General features: G+C 60.7%; 10 protein-coding genes. 6 read left to right on the top strand and 4 right to left on the bottom strand.

The window, feature by feature from the left end:
• Position 1 precedes the first annotated feature (1 nt).
• Complete coding sequence (gene hisD / locus BGIM_RS56300) at positions 2-1429, bottom strand: histidinol dehydrogenase (protein ID WP_020476335.1); 1428 nt, start codon at positions 1427-1429, stop codon at positions 2-4.
• 375 nt (positions 1430-1804) lie between these two features.
• On the opposite strand from hisD, the gene BGIM_RS0146095 reads away from it, so the two are divergent.
• Together BGIM_RS0146095 and BGIM_RS0146090 are read left to right on the top strand one after the other, a co-directional pair.
• The gene (locus tag BGIM_RS0146095) at positions 1805-2227 is read left to right on the top strand and encodes an NIPSNAP family protein (protein ID WP_020476333.1); all 423 of its coding nucleotides are present in this window, start codon (positions 1805-1807) and stop codon (positions 2225-2227) included.
• 60 nt (positions 2228-2287) lie between these two features.
• Positions 2288-3883 carry a M20/M25/M40 family metallo-hydrolase gene (locus BGIM_RS0146090; RefSeq protein ID WP_020476332.1) on the top strand — a complete coding sequence of 532 codons (1596 nt, stop codon included), beginning with the start codon at positions 2288-2290 and terminating at the stop codon, positions 3881-3883.
• A 58-nt stretch (positions 3884-3941) separates the two neighbouring features.
• Here the strand turns inward: BGIM_RS0146090 and BGIM_RS56295 are convergent, their stop codons facing one another.
• On the bottom strand, positions 3942-5123 hold the full coding sequence (locus BGIM_RS56295) for a serine/threonine-protein kinase (protein ID WP_157369971.1): 1182 nt from the start codon (positions 5121-5123) through the stop codon (positions 3942-3944).
• A 256-nt stretch (positions 5124-5379) separates the two neighbouring features.
• Positions 5380-6522: a PDZ domain-containing protein gene (locus BGIM_RS0146080; protein ID WP_020476330.1), complete on the bottom strand. Its 1143-nt coding sequence runs from the start codon at positions 6520-6522 to the stop codon at positions 5380-5382.
• Between the two features lie 307 nt (positions 6523-6829).
• On the opposite strand from BGIM_RS0146080, the gene BGIM_RS0146070 reads away from it, so the two are divergent.
• Both BGIM_RS0146070 and BGIM_RS56290 read left to right on the top strand, forming a co-directional pair.
• Positions 6830-10528 (top strand): YhdP family protein, encoded by a 3699-nt coding sequence (locus BGIM_RS0146070; protein ID WP_040892356.1) that lies wholly within the window; start codon positions 6830-6832, stop codon positions 10526-10528.
• The gene (locus BGIM_RS56290; protein WP_020476327.1) at positions 10509-11546 is read left to right on the top strand and encodes an extracellular solute-binding protein; all 1038 of its coding nucleotides are present in this window, start codon (positions 10509-10511) and stop codon (positions 11544-11546) included. Before BGIM_RS0146070 ends, BGIM_RS56290 begins: the two co-directional genes overlap by 20 nt.
• Before the next feature lie 46 nt (positions 11547-11592).
• On the opposite strand, the gene BGIM_RS59595 is transcribed toward BGIM_RS56290, so the two are convergent.
• Positions 11593-13515, bottom strand: a complete 1923-nt coding sequence (locus BGIM_RS59595) for an ATP-binding response regulator (RefSeq protein ID WP_029632111.1) — start codon at positions 13513-13515, stop codon at positions 11593-11595.
• A gap of 135 nt (positions 13516-13650) precedes the next feature.
• Between BGIM_RS59595 and BGIM_RS0146050 the strand changes: the two genes are divergently transcribed.
• Both BGIM_RS0146050 and BGIM_RS0146045 read left to right on the top strand, forming a co-directional pair.
• A complete protein-coding gene (locus tag BGIM_RS0146050; protein WP_029632109.1) occupies positions 13651-14676 on the top strand; it encodes a formylglycine-generating enzyme family protein in 1026 nt (341 codons plus the stop codon).
• A gap of 79 nt (positions 14677-14755) precedes the next feature.
• A complete protein-coding gene (locus BGIM_RS0146045; RefSeq protein WP_020476324.1) occupies positions 14756-16255 on the top strand; it encodes a glycosyltransferase family 87 protein in 1500 nt (499 codons plus the stop codon).
• Positions 16256-16260: the final 5 nt, after the last annotated feature.

Raw genomic sequence — 16260 nt, 5'->3', positions numbered from 1 at the left:
GTTACTTCTTCATCTTCGCGGCGGCGGCCGCAGCGGCGGCCTTCTTGGAGGGACGCAATTGCAACGGCCGGTCCGTGAGCCGGGCCGACACGCTGGCGGCGTGGGCGGTCAGCCCTTCTTTGGTGGCAATGGTGATGACATCTTCCGCAATGCTCCGCAGGCCGGTGCGGGTGAAGTTCATCACGCTCGTGCGACGACGGAAATCATTCACCGTCAGCCCGCTGGCGAAGCGGGCCGTCCCGCCGGTCGGCAGGACGTGTGACGGGCCGGCGGCGTAATCGCCGATAGCCACGGGGGTGAACGGCCCGAGGAAAATGGCCCCGGCGTTGTCGCAATGTTCCCCGAAGGCTTCCGGGTCGCGGGTCTGGATGTGCAGGTGTTCAGGGGCCAAGTCGTTGACGACCTTCAAGGCTTCTTCGCGGTCCCTGACGATCACGAATGCTCCGTATTCTTCCAGGCAAACGCGGGCTTGTTCGCCGCGTTCCAACAAGGCCAGCGCCTTGTTCATCGAGCGTTCGACTTCGTTCGGCAAATCCGCGTGCCAGGTGACGAGAAGCGCCACGCCGGGGGAGTGTTCCGCCTGGGCGATCATGTCGAGGGCCACGAAGTCCGGCTGGGCCGATTCGTCGGCGGCAATCACGATTTCGCTCGGCCCGGCGAGACAGTCGATGGCTACTTGGCCGAAAACATGCTTCTTGGCCAGTGTGACGAAAATGTTCCCCGGCCCGACAATCATGTCAACGGGGGGAATTCCTTCCACGCCGTAGGCGAGGGCGGCGACGGCTTGCGCCCCGCCCATGCGGTAGACTTCCTTGACGCCGAGCATGTGGCAGATGGCCTGCATGTCCGCGTTGTTGGCCCCGTTTTCCGTTGGAGGCATCACCACCACGATTTCGGCCACTTCGGCGGCTTGGGCCGGGCAAACGGTCATCAACAGGCTGGACGGATAAGCGGCGGCCCCGCCGGGAACGCAAATGCCGACCCGCTTGAGGGGCCGATAACGCAATTGAAGTTCGTAATGCTCGGAAACTGGCAGCAAGGCATCCTTGGCAATCAATCCGACTTGGAATTGATTAATATTGTCCCGCACCCGGCGAATCGAATCCAAAAATTCCGGATCGGCGGCGGCATAGGAGGCAGCCATCTCGTCTGCGGTGACTTTTAACCCGCGGGCGGTGAGCTTTACTTTGTCAAATTGTTCGGTGTAGTGCAGGAGGGCCGACATGCCTTTTTGCCGGACATCATTGCAAACTCGTTCCACAACCTTCACGGGCGAAAGTGGTTCGCCGAAGACGGCCTGCGTCAGCTTTTTGCTGGCGGGGGAAACGACATTCGCCTGCTCCGCAAATGGGTTTTTCAGCGCGGCCAGTTGCTTGGCGGCCTGCGGGGTGGAAGTGTCAATCCGCCGGACCTTCAACGTCGTCGGCATTTCGAGCCCTCAACGGGTGTACATCAGAGCAGTCAGACGGGCGCGCGAGTCACAGGCAATTACCCTAAGTCCTTGGGACATGTCATCTTTAGTGCAATCGCCGCTTTTCCTCATGAAAGATCACAATATACGAACCCTGACGAAAGATTGCAAGGAGGTGATTTCGGGAGATGGGCGGGAGAGGCCGAGTTTGACATGTTCGAGGCTTTCAAATTCGTTAACATTTTGGGCGCCGACAAGGGCTTCCCTGCCATAGGGACATCCGGTTCCGGAAATGTCGTTTTTGCCGGTCACTTCGACGAAGTTCTTGAATTCCAGTTGAACGGCAGGCGTCCATCGGGCAAACTGATCGCTGCCCAAACGGAGTCTCTCCCCATGAAGCGTTTAATCCTTTGCCTGAGCGTGTGCCTCATGAGTCTGTCGAATGCCGGGGCCGACACCCCGCCGAAAGCCGAAGCCGCCGCCGGTCGCGTTTACGAGATGCGAACCTATTACGCCAACCCCGGCAAAATGACGGCCCTGCACGCCCGGTTCAAGGACCACACCTGCCGGCTGTTCGAGAAACACGGCATCACCCTCGTCGGTTTCTGGAGCCCGACTGACGAGAAACAAGCCGAGGACGTGATGATTTACATCCTCAGTTACCCGAGCAAGGAAGCCGCCGACAAGTCTTGGAAGGCCTTCCGCGAAGACCCGGAATGGATCAAGGCCAAGGAAGCCTCCGAAAAGGACGGCGGCTTGGTCAAAAAAGCCGAGAGCCTGTGGCTCAAGGGAACGCCCTATTCGCCGTTGAAGTAAAACTCGGACAAGGACACGGTGATATCCGTGTCCTTTATTTTTCATGTTGAAAGGGATCGAATGGATCGCTGTCGGCTCATCGTCGGACTGGTGTTGATTGTCGCATCGGCCGGTTTCTCGCAGGACGCCCCGGCCAACCCCGAGGCATTGGCGCTCGACGCCAAATTGATCGCGGAGGCCAAGGATCACTCGGAGATCATGAAAAATCTCCAGTATCTCAGCGACATCGTCGGACCCCGGCTCACCGGGTCGGCCAATCTTCGCCAGGCGAACGACTGGACCGCCAGCGTGATGAAAAGTTACGGCCTTTCCAATGTGCGGCTCGAACCGTGGGAAATCCCCCTCGGCTGGGAACGCGGAACCGCCAGCATGAAACTGGTTGACCCGGACAACGGCCGAAGCCTGACCGTCGCGGCCGCCGGCTGGACCCCCGGAACCAAGGGAAAAATCACCGGTCCCGTCGTGATCCTGAACGCCAAAACCAGGGAAGATTTCGCCAAATACAAGGGAAAACTGAAGGACGCCATTGTCCTTCGCGGCGAACCCGCGAAAGTGGCCCCGATCACCGATCTCACCTACGGCCCCCCGGCCGATCCCAAAGCCAAACAGCCGGAAAAGAAGACTGACGACAAAGAAAAGAAGGCTGACGACAAGGAACAACCCAAAGAACCCAAGCCGGTTGAGAAGAAACAAAGCATTCAAGAATTGCAGGCTTTTCGCCGGGAATTGTCCGACTTCCTGCGGGCCGAGGGAGCGGCCGTCCTGCTCACCGACTCCGCAAAACCGCACAATCTGCTCGTGACCACCGGAACTTGGCGCGGAACAGACCGGGCCAACGCCTCCGAGCCCCTGCCGGCGTTATTTGTCGCCCACGAACACTTCGCCTTGCTCCACCGGCTCGCCACCCGGCCCGCCCCGGCAGTCACCAAGGTCGAAGTCGAGATCACCAACAAATTCATCCCCGGCCCGGTGACGGTTTACAACACCGTCGGCGAAATCCCCGGCGAAAAGGCGGACGAGTTCGTCACCATCGGCGCCCACCTTGATTCATGGGATTTGGCCCAGGGAACCACCGACAACGGCACCGGTTCCTGCGTGGTGCTGGAGACGGCCCGTGTGATTGCGAAGTCCGGCGTCAAACCCAAACGAACCATCCGGTTTGTCCTGTTCACCGGCGAAGAACAAGGGTTGTTCGGCTCAAAGGCCTATGTGAAACGCCATGCGGACGAGATGCCGAAAACCTCCGTGGCCCTCGTCCACGACACCGGCACCGGCAAAGTTCTCGGCTTCGGGTTGCAAGGCCGCGAAGCGATCAAACCGATCATGGACCGCGAGTTGATTTCCCTAAAGTCCCTCGGCTTCACCGGCGTCACCCTGCGGGGCAGCGGCGGGACCGATCACCTCTCCTTCGAGGACGTCGGCGTGCCCGGTTTCGCTTGCAACCAAGACATGGATGAATACCGACTCACTCACCACACCCCCTCGGACACCTTCGACAAGGCCAAAGAGCCGAACCTCATCCAAGGGGCGCAAGTGCTGGCTGTCTCCCTCGTCCGCGTGGCCAACCTGCCGGATCTTTTGCCTCGCCAAAAACCGGGCAATCCGAAGAAGGAATCCGGCCCGGCCCCGCGCGAGACGACGACCGAGAAGAAGTAATGTGAAAATGGCGAATGGATTGTGAGTTGGAGCCTGTCAAGAATGGACGGGCTTTGACTTACTGCTGGGCCGGCGTGGCCAGCATCGTCTTCAAGATCAGCGCCCGGCTGGACTTGGAAATCATCGCGGAAGTCGAGAGTTTGGCCTTGGTGTCGATGTCCCGGTGGCTCCAGAACCGTTCCGGCGGCATTTCTTCGATGGTCGGCGGGTCCACGTCCATGAGCCACGGTTGCAGTTCATCCACCACACGCGCCGGGGTCAGCGGCCGGTCGGCCGGGGACTTGGCGAGCATCCGGGCGATTACCGTGGCGAGTTCAACCGGGATTTTCGGGTCTTCCTCGCTCAGCAACCGGGGCACTTCGGACTGATGGCGCATCAATTTTTGGGCCACATTCCCGCCGTCAAACGGCGGGTGGCCGGTGAGCATAAAATAGGCCACCGCCCCGAGGCCGTAGATGTCGGCCCGGATGTCCACCGTGGAAGTCCGGGCTTGCTCCGGGGCGAGATAATCGGCCGTTCCCAGCACGATTTGGGAGTCTTTTTGGGAGGGTGTGTCGAGGGACAGGGTGGCGAAACGAGCCAGGCCGAGGTCGAGGATTTTGATCGCACCGAGCGTGTCGATCATCAAATTGCTCGGTTTGATATCCCGGTGGACCAAGCCCATCTCCCCGGCATGTTGAAGCCCGCAGGCGACTTGCGAGACGTAATTGACAGTTCGGGCGATACCCAGGGGGCCGCGACGATCAACAAGCTGCTGAAGACTGATTCCGTCGATGAATTCCATCACCAAAAAATGAACTGCCCCTTCGCGGTCCACGTCGAACGCCCGGACGATGTTCGGGTGGTTCATCATGGCGATGGCTTGCGCCTCGCGCTGGAAACGGGGAATCCGGTCCGGGTCGTTTTTGTCCGGCGGCAGGAGTTTGACGGCCACCCGGCGGCGCATGTGCCGGTGTTCGCAGAGGTAAACGGCCCCCATCCCGCCGGTGCCGAGGTGCTCCAAAACCTTGTATTTGCCGCCGAGGAAGAAATTCTTGTGCCGGCCCTGTATTAACAACCGGAATTGAAACTTGGTCAGCAAGCCGTCTTTGACGGCGAGTTCGCCAAGAGCGGTGGCATCGGCCGGAGCATCGCCCCGAGCCCCCAACTTGTCGAAATACTTATCCAGATCGGCTTTGCCGATGAGCTCGCTGCGGGTCCACAGATCCGCGAATTCGGCGACGGTTTTCGGGATCGGCACGGGGAAAGCCCCTCGTTGGCTGTCGACGGGGAACATTGCCCCGAATCATTCTCCCGGCGATGTCGGCGGTCGCGCACACGCCCCGGGGTTAATAGGTCGCATGGCGCTGCGGGCGTCGCCACACGCTAATCTAGCATGAACTTGGGGTAAGTTCTCTCAAGGAATCAAAATTTCAGCCGGGAAGAATCAGTAATGTTCCCGGCTTGCAAGGGAAGTTTCACGGATGGCGCGAAGCGCAACCCGTGGCCCCCCTGTTTTATCGAACATTCTTCAACGCCTTTTCGGCCATCCCCTGATATTCCTTCGGCAGCTTATCGATGCTCTCGGCCCGGATTACTTTTCCGGCCGCCTCAATTTCGATGGAGCCGACGACCGGCTTGCCGTCTTCTTTCTCACCGGTCAGGACCATCTTCACACCGTCTTTGCTCATCTGCACCGTGAAGGCGTTGTTTTGTTGCTGGACCTGAACCTGTTCACCGGGACCGGCGACCGGGAACGGAGGCTGGATCGCCGGTTGGACTGGTTGGGGAAACACATTCAATTGTGGACGCTGCAACACGGGCGGTTCAACGGCTTCCGGAAGTTTCACACCCCGAAGCGTTTCCTTGCGGCCCTTGCGAAGCAAGACGATGTCCACGGCCTGATCGGCTTTGATCTCCCGGAGCTGGTTGATGAACTCGGCCCCGTTGCTGGGAACCGGTTTCCCGGCCACCTCCAGCAGGATGTCATGGGGCTTGATGCCAGCCTTTCCGGCCACGGAATCGGCGGGCACATCCGTGCAAACGATTCCCTGCCCGTTCGGCAAATCCAATTGGGCGGACAAAACCGGACTCGGCGATTCAATGCGAATGCCGAACCGCCCCTTGCGGGCGACGTTCATGTCCCCGCCGAGAGCCAGCGGACCGCCGAACCCGCCCATCTGAAGTCCCTGCAAGCCCCCCGGCCCGATAATCAGCGGCCCGCCCCCCAACCCGCCTTGAATCTGAATGCCGCCCTTGCCTTGAATGGCGTTGCGAAGCACATCCATTTGTTGCTGGAGTTCTTCGGCCAGATCGAAAAAGTCGTCTCCGTCCCCCCGAAGCGGGGCGGGATTCACCACCGGCGGCGGCTCGACCGGGACGGCGGGTCTGTCAACGGGCTTTTTTTCCGTCATCAACTTCAGTGATTGTTCCAGTTGGATAACCGCCGGATCATTTGGGCCGAGATCTTTCCGGAGTTTCTCCAACATGGTTTGCATCAATTTGACAGTCGGATCTCCGGTCGGCCGGACCGCCGGGCGTTCCCCTCGTTCCGCAGGCGGGTCCGCGAACAACGGGGCAGCCGTGACAATCCCAAGCAGTCCGATTCCCGGCAACAGACCTTTCAACCAGGAACGGACTGACAATTGACGAAATGACATGATGGATCCTCCCTCAAGAGAATGATCGAATGACCGTGTGGTGGTGGCGTTTTCCCATTATTCCCGGAATGACGGACACGGTCAACACTTTCAACCGGGGGATTTCGCCGCAGCCGGAAACGGCTGTTTGATTCCAAACAGTTTGGCACGCGAATCGCATAGAATCGCGGTTGCATGGATTTCACCCGTTGGGAGACATCCTCGCGCTCGCGTGTCTTCACATCAGACTCAATCTGCGTGGAAACACGGCCCAAACGGCCGATTCCATTGACTTGACGCTCACCCCGTCGCACCCGGAGAAGGCGCCATGAGGCGAATGTTCCAACGACGATATGTGGCCGGGGCATTCGCCCTGCTCGTTCTCACAATTGTCGTGGGGGGATGGGCCTTTGCCCGCTCGGCTCGTGCCTCGAAGCTGGCCGCCGACAAGATTGAAGCTCGCCTCGGCGCGCCCGTTCGCATCAGTCACCTGTCATTGGGATTTGCCAGCACGGGCGTCAACGAGTTGCGGATTTACGAACGGGAGGCCAGCCCGGAGACGGCCGAGCCTTGGGTGACCGTCCGCGAAGCCGACTTGGATATTTCCCCCGTCTCGGCCATCGCCGGACGCTCCCCGAAGACGATCACACTGGCCGATGCCCAAGTGAGGCTGCGATTCAACCGGGCGGGCGATCTCATCACCAAACTCCCCGCCCCCGAGTCTGGCGGCGGGACGACGCTTCCGAACGTCCGCATTGTGTCCGGCGAACTGACGATCCTTCAAGAGGGCCACCCGGATTCGGTGTTTCACGGCATCGACCTGACGATTGGCTTGGACAATGGCAACCCCACCGTTCACGGCACCCTCAATGACAAGGATTGGGGACAATGCCAGATTGAGGGATTGCTTGATTCGACCGCTCAAGTCGCCACGCTGAGCCTGAAGTCCCCGGAACCCCGGCATATCACCCCGGAACTGCTGGAACGCACCCCGTTCGTGAACCCCAACGCCTGGAAGGCGGTTCGGCTGAGCGGCAACTCCGGTCTCAACCTGGACCTGCGGGTCGATCTCGCCACCGAAAAACTCACTTACAAGCTGACGATGTCCCCCACCGAAACGGACATCAGCATCCCGAACGTCGGGTTGGAGTTCAAGCAGGCTCACGGCGAACTGGTGGCCGAGGGAACCACCCTGAAACTCAACAATGTGCGGAGCCAGTTCGCCGACGGAACTGTCCAAGTGGATTCCGAAATGGAGTTCGGCCATTCCCAAAAGGATGTGCTGAATTTCAAAGCGGACATGGCGAATGTGGATGTCAAGAAACTTCCCGACCGTTGGAAGATCCCGGATGAAATCGAGGGGCGGCTTCGGGCCAAACTCAATTTCTCGCTGACGATTCCGGACAGCGGCGGGGTGGAGACGGACGGACGAGGCGAGGGGGTGGTCGAGCAAGTGAAGTTTCGCGGCGTCCCCGCCGACCCGATTCATCTGTCGCTGAAGCCATCAGTCAAAGGAGGCTTCAAGTTGATGCGCCGGGCGCCCGCTCCCGGAGGAGAGGACATCGTCCTGGCCAATCATGAGGTGTTGCAGCCCGTCGCCCCGCCGAAGAAAGATCCCCCCGCCGGCCAGCAACCCGGCCTGCTGTCCAAGATCCTCAAGGGAATCGCCAATGTCGTCAAACCGGCGAACGCCCCGAAGGAAGAGAAGGCTTATCTGAAGGTTAACATCTCGCTGACCGATGTCAGCGTGGATGACGTGCTGAAAAGCCTCAAGTTTGCGCTGCCAATCCGATTGGGGGGGAAGGCGTCGGTCAAGCTCCAGGTGGAAATCCCAACGGAGACCCCCAACGATTTCACCACCTACCGCCTCTCCGGCACGCTGACCTCCCCCAAGCTAACGGTCGAGGATTTGCCGATTGAAAACGTGAAGATGAAACTTCGCCTCCGTGACGGCCGATTGACGATTGATGAACTCGACACCCATCTCCCCGGCCCGGATGCGGACTCCCCGGCAGGGCAAATCACCGGCAAGGGCGAGCTTTCGTTGGACAAAGATTACCGGTTCTCCGTCCAGTTCAAACTCGACAAAGTGGCCTTGGAACGCTTGGACGATCTTCGCGATCTGGTCCCGGTTGGAATTCAACTCTCCGGGGTGGCCGCCGCGGATGCGAAGGCCGAGGGGACGCTCAAGCCGCTCTCCGTCAAAGGTTCCGGCACGGCCAAGATCACCGGGTTAAAAGTCGGGCCAATTCCCGTGGGCGAGGTCAACGCGAAATGGGATGCGGACGACAAGGCCATGCGATTCTCGGAGTTCACCGCGAAGTTGTTCAAGGGGGAGGTGACCGGTAACCTTGGCATCCCGTTTCGCCCGGACGCGGCCAGCGAAGGCAACCTGAAAATCTCGAAGATCGACTTGGGCGAACTGACCAAGAGCCTGCCGCTCGGAGGAGCCGTGAGCATGGAGGGAACGGCCGACGGGGAAATCAGCGTGAAGGTTCCGCCCGCCGCCGAGGGGGGATCGAGGCCGGCCGTCGCCAAGATTGAACTGCGAGCGCCCAAGTTGAAATTGCAAAACTTTCCGGCCGAGAAGATCAAGGTGGACGCCCGTTACAATGCGGGCGTGGTGCGGTACAAACTGTCCGGCGATGCCCTCGGCGGCCAGTTTGAAGTCGAGGGGCAATATCCCCCACCCCCGGCCAAAAAGGCCGCCCCGGAACCGAAGAAGATCGCCCCGGCGCCGAAGAAAGAAAACGACGTTCCTCTTGGCACGATCCGGCTCAAGGGGGTGCAACTCTCCAAGATTCTGGAGGGGAGCGGGCTGCAAAACACGCTCGGGCCGCTGGATGCCGACATTGAGGGCTTGTTCCCGCTGACGACGGATGCCCAAGACCGGCTGGTGGGCACGGGAAGCGTCCGGGCCACCCGGATTCGATTCGGGGGCAATTCGGTCGCGCTCCTCGGCGAAGGCACCCTCCGCGTGACTCCCGCTGAAATCCGGCTGGAGGATTTCAACATTCCGGTGGCGGACGGACTGGCCCGCGTGTCGGCCACCTTTGATCGAATGAAGATCGACCGCAGCCGGGGCACGGTGACGTTTTCCAACTTCCCGTCCGACACGCTGTTCTTTCCCTTCCCGCACGTGGCGAAGTGGATCAAATGCAAGGTGGACGGCAGCCTGACCACGACGCTGGGCCGGGAATGGCGGGGTTCCGGCGCGTTAATCGCCTCGCAGGGGACCATCTACAAAATCCCGGTGCAGGAAGCCCGTTTTCCGCTGGACTGGGCGGCCTTCCCCGCCACCGGCCGGGGGGAAATCCACATCCGCGATTTGGTCGGCTCGGCGGCCCGCGGCCGGGTGACCGGCCGGGCGGAAATCGATTTCTTTCCCGACACAGACACGCACATGTCCGGCGAATTGAAGTTCGGCAACGTCAATGTGTCAACGATCTTCCAGACCGCCGGCGGGATTATCGGCAGCACGCCGGTGAGCGGGTCCTTCACCTTCTCCTCCGACCGGCTGCGAAGCACGGACGACATCAAGGCTCTCTTGCTGGCCAAAAGCGGCGAGGCGACCCCTTTTGGGCTGCCGGTGCTGGCGCAGGCCACGCCGCTTTTGGGAATCGGCAACAATCCCCCCATCAGCGCGGGCGAATTGAAAACCACGCTCGCCAACGGCGTCTGGAACATCGAGCGGCTGACACTCACCGGGCCGTCGCTCGATGTGTACGCGGACGGAACCATCACCACTTCCGGCCGGTTGCGGCTCAACGTGGCCGGCACCCCCGGCCGGTTGGATCTCAGCGCGGGGATTCTCACCCGTCTTTCCACGCTCGCCTCTCAAATCGTGTCCCAGCCGTTGAACCCGGCCGGGATTCAGCAGATTCTCGGCATCATCGGGAATTTCGTCATCTACCTGGAAGTGACTGGAACCACAGACACCCCGCAGTATCGCGTTCAAACAATCCGTACTCTAAGTGATGCCGCTGTCCGCTTTTTTGTGCTCCGCTATGTTCCAATTCCCCATTGACCGCCGCGGCTTTCTCGCCGCCGGTTTTCTCGCCGTCGCCGGTTGTTCCCGGAACCAAAACCGGGTGACGCTTTATTGCGCCCAAGACCGCGAATTTGCCGAGGGAATCCTCGCCGACTTTCACGCTTCGACCGGCTTGGAGGTCTCTCCCAAGTTCGACACCGAGGCCCAAAAATCGGTCAGCCTGTTCGAGGAAATCATCCGGGAAAAGGAACGCCCCCGCTGCGATGTGTTTTGGAACAACGAGATCCTGAACACGATCCGTCTCCAACGGGCCGGCCTGCTCGAACCGATCACCACCGAGCCGGGGGAATTCCCCGAATGGACCCGCCCCGCGCACGGCCTCTGGCGGGCCTTTGCCGCCCGGCCCCGTGTGTTGATCGTCAACACCAAACTGGCGGCCAAGGCCGACTGGCCGAAAAGTCTGTTGGAACTCACCGACCCGAGATGGAACGGTCGGCTGGCGATGGCGAAGCCCGCTTTTGGCACGACCGCCACGCAGGCCGCCTGCCTGTTCGATGTGTTGGGAGATGAAACCGCCAAGGCGTTTTATCGCGGCCTGAAGGCGAACGGGATCGCCGTCCTGGCTGGCAACAAGCCGGTGGCCCAAGCCGTCGCGGACGGACGGTTTGCCGTCGGCCTCACGGACGCGGACGACGCGATTGGCGAAATCGACTCTGGCCGTCCGGTGGCGCTTGTGTTGCCCGACCGGGACGGCCACGCCAAACATCCGAAGATGGGAACCCTGTTGATTCCCAACACCCTCGCCGTGATTCATGGGTGCCCCAATCCGGCCGGGGCGCAAACGCTGGTGCGCGAACTACTATCCCCGGCCACCGAGCGGCGGCTTGCCGAAGGCGGGGGTTTTCAGATCCCGCTGAATCCCAAGGCGGCCGCCAAACTGCACCCGAGTCTGGCCCCGCCCTCCGACTTCAAATTGATGGACACCAACTGGGAACACGCCACCGATCTTTGGGAGGATGTCCAAACCTTTCTCCGCGACGAATTCGCCCGCTGACCGGAAGCCGCCAAGCATGCGGCCAACCCCGGCCATGTGTTTGTCTTCAACGCTTCAGGATCGCCGATAGCAAAGAGAGAACGTTTTCACCCCGGAAAGGTTTTTGCAGGATCGCGGAGACAATCAGATCCCCGAGCCTTGCGGATAGTTCCTCCGGGGCGAATCCGCTCATCAGGATGATCTTCAAATCCGGCCGGCGTTTCCGCAGTTCGCGGGAGGTTTCCATTCCATCCAGCAGCGGCATGAGCAGATCGACCATCACGGCGTCGATGCCGCCAAGGCGGTCGCCGAAGCGTTCCAATGCCTGACGACCGTCGTCCGCCGTCAGGGTCTGGTAGCCAGCCCGCTCAAGGATGTTCTTGAGCACGTGCTGGATGGACCTCTCGTCGTCCACGATGAGAATCTGCCCGTGGGCGGCCGATGGCGGCAGGTTGACGCTCAGGGGCGCGGCGGCGACTGGCTGCCGGTGCGACCGGGGGAAGCAAACCCGGAACGTCGTTCCCTTGCCCGGTTCGCTGTCAACAAACAAGACACCCCGGTGCCCCTGGACGATTCCCAGAACGGCCGAGAGGCCCAGCCCCCGCCCGGTGAACTTGGTGGTGAAGAACGGATCGAAGATCTTGGCCAGCGTCTCGGCGTTCATGCCGACCCCGTCGTCGGCCACTTCCAGAAACACATATTCCCCGGCTGGCATCTTTGATTTGCCAAAGGCATGGGCGATGTCCGGCGACAACAGGTATTTCAGGCCCGTTTTCACCCGGATCGTCCCCGTTCCGCCGGGCAAAGCCTCGGAGGCATTCATGATGAGGTTCATCGCCACTTGTTGCAACTGGGCCTCGTCCCCCTCCGTGAGCGGCAGCGGGTCTTCCAGCTCCAGTTTCATGACCGACTTGCGGGAGATGCTTACGTTCAGCAGAACCATCATCTCTGTCACCAGACGGGTGAGATTGACTGACCTGATGGTCATGGTCGCCCGGCCGGTGTAGGAGAGCAATTGCTTCGTGAGATCGGACGCCCGTTTGGCCGCGTTCTCGATTTGTTCGACCATCTGAAGGGCGCGGGGGTTGTTGACGAGTTCCATCCGCAGCAACCCGGCAAAGCCCATCACGGGTGTGAGCAGATTGTTGAAGTCATGGGCGATCCCGCTGGACATCACGCCCAGGCTTTCGAGTTTCTGGACATGCCGCAACTGGGCCTCGCTCCGCAAGCGTTCGCTAATGTCCCGGAAGGCGACCACGGCCCCGGAGGATTTCTGCTTCCCGTCGTCGAGGATGGGGGCGACCAAATCGTCGATCGGGAATTCCAAGCCGTCCTTGCGGCGCAAGATGGTCCCGTCGGCCACTGGCGCCGGCCGGCCCGTGCGCAGCGTCTCCCGGACCGGATCGGGCATTGCTTCGCCGTCCTCCTCGTGGATGTCGAAGATTTTCCGCAGCGGTTGTCCCCGGGCGTCGGCCGAGTTCCATCCGGTCATCTGCTCGGCGACGGGGTTCAGCAGGGTGACAATCCCCTGTGAATCGACGGCGATGATGCCCTCGCTGATGCTGTTGACCGTCGTCTTGTAGCGCAGTTCGCTTTCGCGGAGTTTCCGTTCGACCTCGTGCTTGTGCAGGCCGATCTCGATGGCGGTTTTCAAATCCCGGTCCTGACACGGCTTGTGCAGATAGCCGAATGGTTCGGTCATCTTGGCCCGCAACAGGGTGTCGTCGTCCGCGAAGGCGGTGAGGTAAATCACGGGAATGCGCAGCTGGTCATGAATCTGCTCGGCGGCGGCGATGCCGTCCATTTTCCCTTTCAACCGGATGTCCATGAAGACCAGATCCGGCTTGAAGTTTTTCGCCAGCCGGATGCCGTCGGCAGCCGTGTCGGTCATGCCCACGACCTGATGCCCGAGGCTTTCCAGCCGGTCCTGAAGATCCACGCGGATGACCGCTTCATCTTCGACGACCAAGATGCGGATGGGGTTTGACATGGGGAGGCTCGCAAACATTCGACCGGCTGACACCGGTGATGCTTTCGGGAAGTTGATTGTTCGGTTCACGAACTGGCGTTATCTTATCAAGGTCTGACAGCATTGGTGTTGTTTGACAAAATCAGCGGAGCCACCATGAAACCTCTCTCCCTGTTGCTCGGCCTGATTCCGGCCGTCTGCGTCGCGGCGGATCCGGTCAAAGGCGTCTCCACCGGCCATGAAACCTACGTCGAGCGGATCGGCGCCACTGACGTCCGTTTCACGATGGTGGCCATCAAAGGGGGCACGTTTCTGATGGGAAGCCCCAAAGAGGAGGCGTGTCGCCAACTCGATGAGGGACCGCAACGCCGCGTCCGCATCCAGCCGTTTTGGATGGGCCGGCACGAAGTGACTTGGGATGAATACCGGCAATTCTACCGTGACAAACCCCTCGGCGTGGAGAACAAGGACCGCACCGCCCGAGACAAGGAGGCGGATGCCGTCAGCAAACCGACGGCATCGTACATCGACGAAACCTATGGTTTCGGGGACGCCGGCTATCCCGCCTTCAACATGAGCCATCATGCGGCCATGAAGTATTGCGAATGGCTTTCCAAGAAAACCGGCAAGCAATACCGGCTGCCCACGGAGGCCGAATGGGAGTATGCCTGCCGGGCCGGGACATCAACCGCCTATTCCTTCGGCAATGAGGCGGGCGAGGCCGGGGATCAATACTTCTGGCACTCGGCCAATTCCCGCACGGAGGAAAACCCTCGCGGACAAGCCCATCCGGTGGGCCGGAAGAAACCGAACACCTGGGGCCTGTACGACATGCACGGCAACGTGGACGAATGGTGTCTCGATCATTACGAGGCGACCCGATACGACGCTTTGCCGTGGGAAAGGCCTCCGTTGAACCCGGTCAAACTCCCCACCGACAAACGATATTCTCATGTGGCCAGGGGCGGAAATTTTGAATCGGCGGCCACCGAATGCCGCAGCGCGGTCCGGCGGGCTTCCCTGCCCAAGTGGAACCGCCTTGACCCGGATGAACCGCCAAGCGTTTGGTGGCTCGCCTCCGGCGGCGGCAAAGTGTGGGTCGGCTTCCGGGTGGTGCGGGCCGTCGAAGAATATCCGGCTTTGATTGGCCTGCGATCCAAGGTGACGAAGGAAAGCAAGTAAGCAAGCAAGCCGCCTTGCCAGTTCTTTGCCGGGATTGGTACACTCTCCCCTTCAGTCCGCCCGACAAGGAAGTTGTTTCATGGCCGACCCGGCGACACCGCCCGAAAACACCAAAGCCCAACGCTGGTTCTTCATCGCGTTGATGCTTCTCTTCGTCGCCGTCAGCATTCAGTACAGCATGAAGGTTCTCACCCCCAAGCAGGACGGGTATACGCGCGGGGCCATCAATCGCTGGGGCAAGCAACTTCAAGACATGGAGGAAGGGGCGAACATCCACGCCAAGTACAACTACCCCAACCCGCCGGTGATGGCCCAAATGCTCTGGCCGATCTCGGAACTGGCGACGGTCAATCCACTCGCCGGGGCGCTGGCGTGGTTCTACCTCAAAGTCGGGATGGCCCTTTTTTGCTTCACCTGGGCATTTCGGCTGGTTGAAACGCCGACGTTTCGCATTCCGGTGTGGGGGAAGATTCTCGGCGTCGCCCTCGCCATCCGGCCCATTCTGGGCGACCTCGCACACGGGAACATCAACATCTTCATCCTGTTTCTGGTGATGGGGTGCCTCTACTCGTTCTCCCGTGGCAAAGACCTGCTGGCCGGGTTGCTGCTGGCGCTGGCGATCGCCTGCAAGGTGACGCCAGCGTTGTTCGTCGTGTACTTCCTGTGGAAACGATCATTCCGCGTGCTGATCGGCACGGGCATCGGGTTAGTGTTGTTCTTCTTTGTGGTCCCCTCGATCTTTTACGGCTTGCAGGAAGGTTCTCTCGTCAAGGGATGGGACCGCAACTGGGAGGCCCTGAGCGCGTGGTTCAACGGGATGATTGTGCCGTATCTGGTTCACGGCATCGTGACCCCGGAGCGGGAAAACCAATCCCTGCCGGGAGTGCTGACGCGGTTGCTCTCGCACAGTCCGTCGTTCTCCGCATGGATCGACAACATTTATGTGCCGCTGTCATTCCACAACATCGCCGACCTTGACGCGGGGATCATCAAAAAGGTGGTGCAGGGCTGCCAATTGCTGTTCATGATCGCAATAGTCTGGCTTTGTCGCGTTCCCTTGCGGCCAACCACGGAGAACCCGGCGCCGGAACGTCGCGGCCCGGCGCTGGCGGCCGAGTTTTCGTTCATCATGATCGGCATGTTGATGTTCAGCGAGCGGACTTGGAAACATCACTGCGTGACGTTGCTATTACCGTTTGTGGTTCTAGCCGCCGTGGTGATGACACCGACGGTGAGCCGCCGTTTGCGGATCTGGCTCGCGGTTGTGTTGGCGGCGGCGACGATCCTGATTTACTCCACCAGTTCCGGCCTGATCGCGGACGACACGCCGAAAGTGGCCGAACGCTACTCCGGGCTGTCGCTGGCCGTGGGACCGCTCGCCGTGGTGGGGGCGGGAGAATCGGACATGACCGCCCAACTCGGCCTTGTCCCGGATTCGCCCGGCAAAATAGCCCAAGTGTATGGCGTTTACGTGTGGGCGTTTCTGGCCTTGCTGCTCGGATTGGGGCTGTTGATGCGGCATTCGCGTTGGTTCCCGCCCGCCCAGCCGTTACAATCTGGGGAACCGGATCGTGGTTGATGATG

It is taken from the genome of Zavarzinella formosa DSM 19928, assembly GCF_000255705.1.
Lineage (GTDB): Bacteria > Planctomycetota > Planctomycetia > Gemmatales > Gemmataceae > Zavarzinella > Zavarzinella formosa.
Note: the sequence above shows the minus strand (reverse complement) of the source record. Positions and strands in the feature narration are given on the sequence as shown.

Coding starts and splice junctions, on each gene's coding strand:
- hisD (WP_020476335.1), bottom strand. CDS start 1,429: ATGCCGACGACGTTGAAGGTCCGGCGGATTGACACTTCCACCCCGCAG.
- BGIM_RS0146095 (WP_020476333.1), top strand. CDS start 1,805: ATGAAGCGTTTAATCCTTTGCCTGAGCGTGTGCCTCATGAGTCTGTCG.
- BGIM_RS0146090 (WP_020476332.1), top strand. CDS start 2,288: ATGGATCGCTGTCGGCTCATCGTCGGACTGGTGTTGATTGTCGCATCG.
- BGIM_RS0146080 (WP_020476330.1), bottom strand. CDS start 6,522: ATGTCATTTCGTCAATTGTCAGTCCGTTCCTGGTTGAAAGGTCTGTTG.
- BGIM_RS0146070 (WP_040892356.1), top strand. CDS start 6,830: ATGAGGCGAATGTTCCAACGACGATATGTGGCCGGGGCATTCGCCCTG.
- BGIM_RS56290 (WP_020476327.1), top strand. CDS start 10,509: ATGTTCCAATTCCCCATTGACCGCCGCGGCTTTCTCGCCGCCGGTTTT.
- BGIM_RS59595 (WP_029632111.1), bottom strand. CDS start 13,515: ATGTCAAACCCCATCCGCATCTTGGTCGTCGAAGATGAAGCGGTCATC.
- BGIM_RS0146050 (WP_029632109.1), top strand. CDS start 13,651: ATGAAACCTCTCTCCCTGTTGCTCGGCCTGATTCCGGCCGTCTGCGTC.
- BGIM_RS0146045 (WP_020476324.1), top strand. CDS start 14,756: ATGGCCGACCCGGCGACACCGCCCGAAAACACCAAAGCCCAACGCTGG.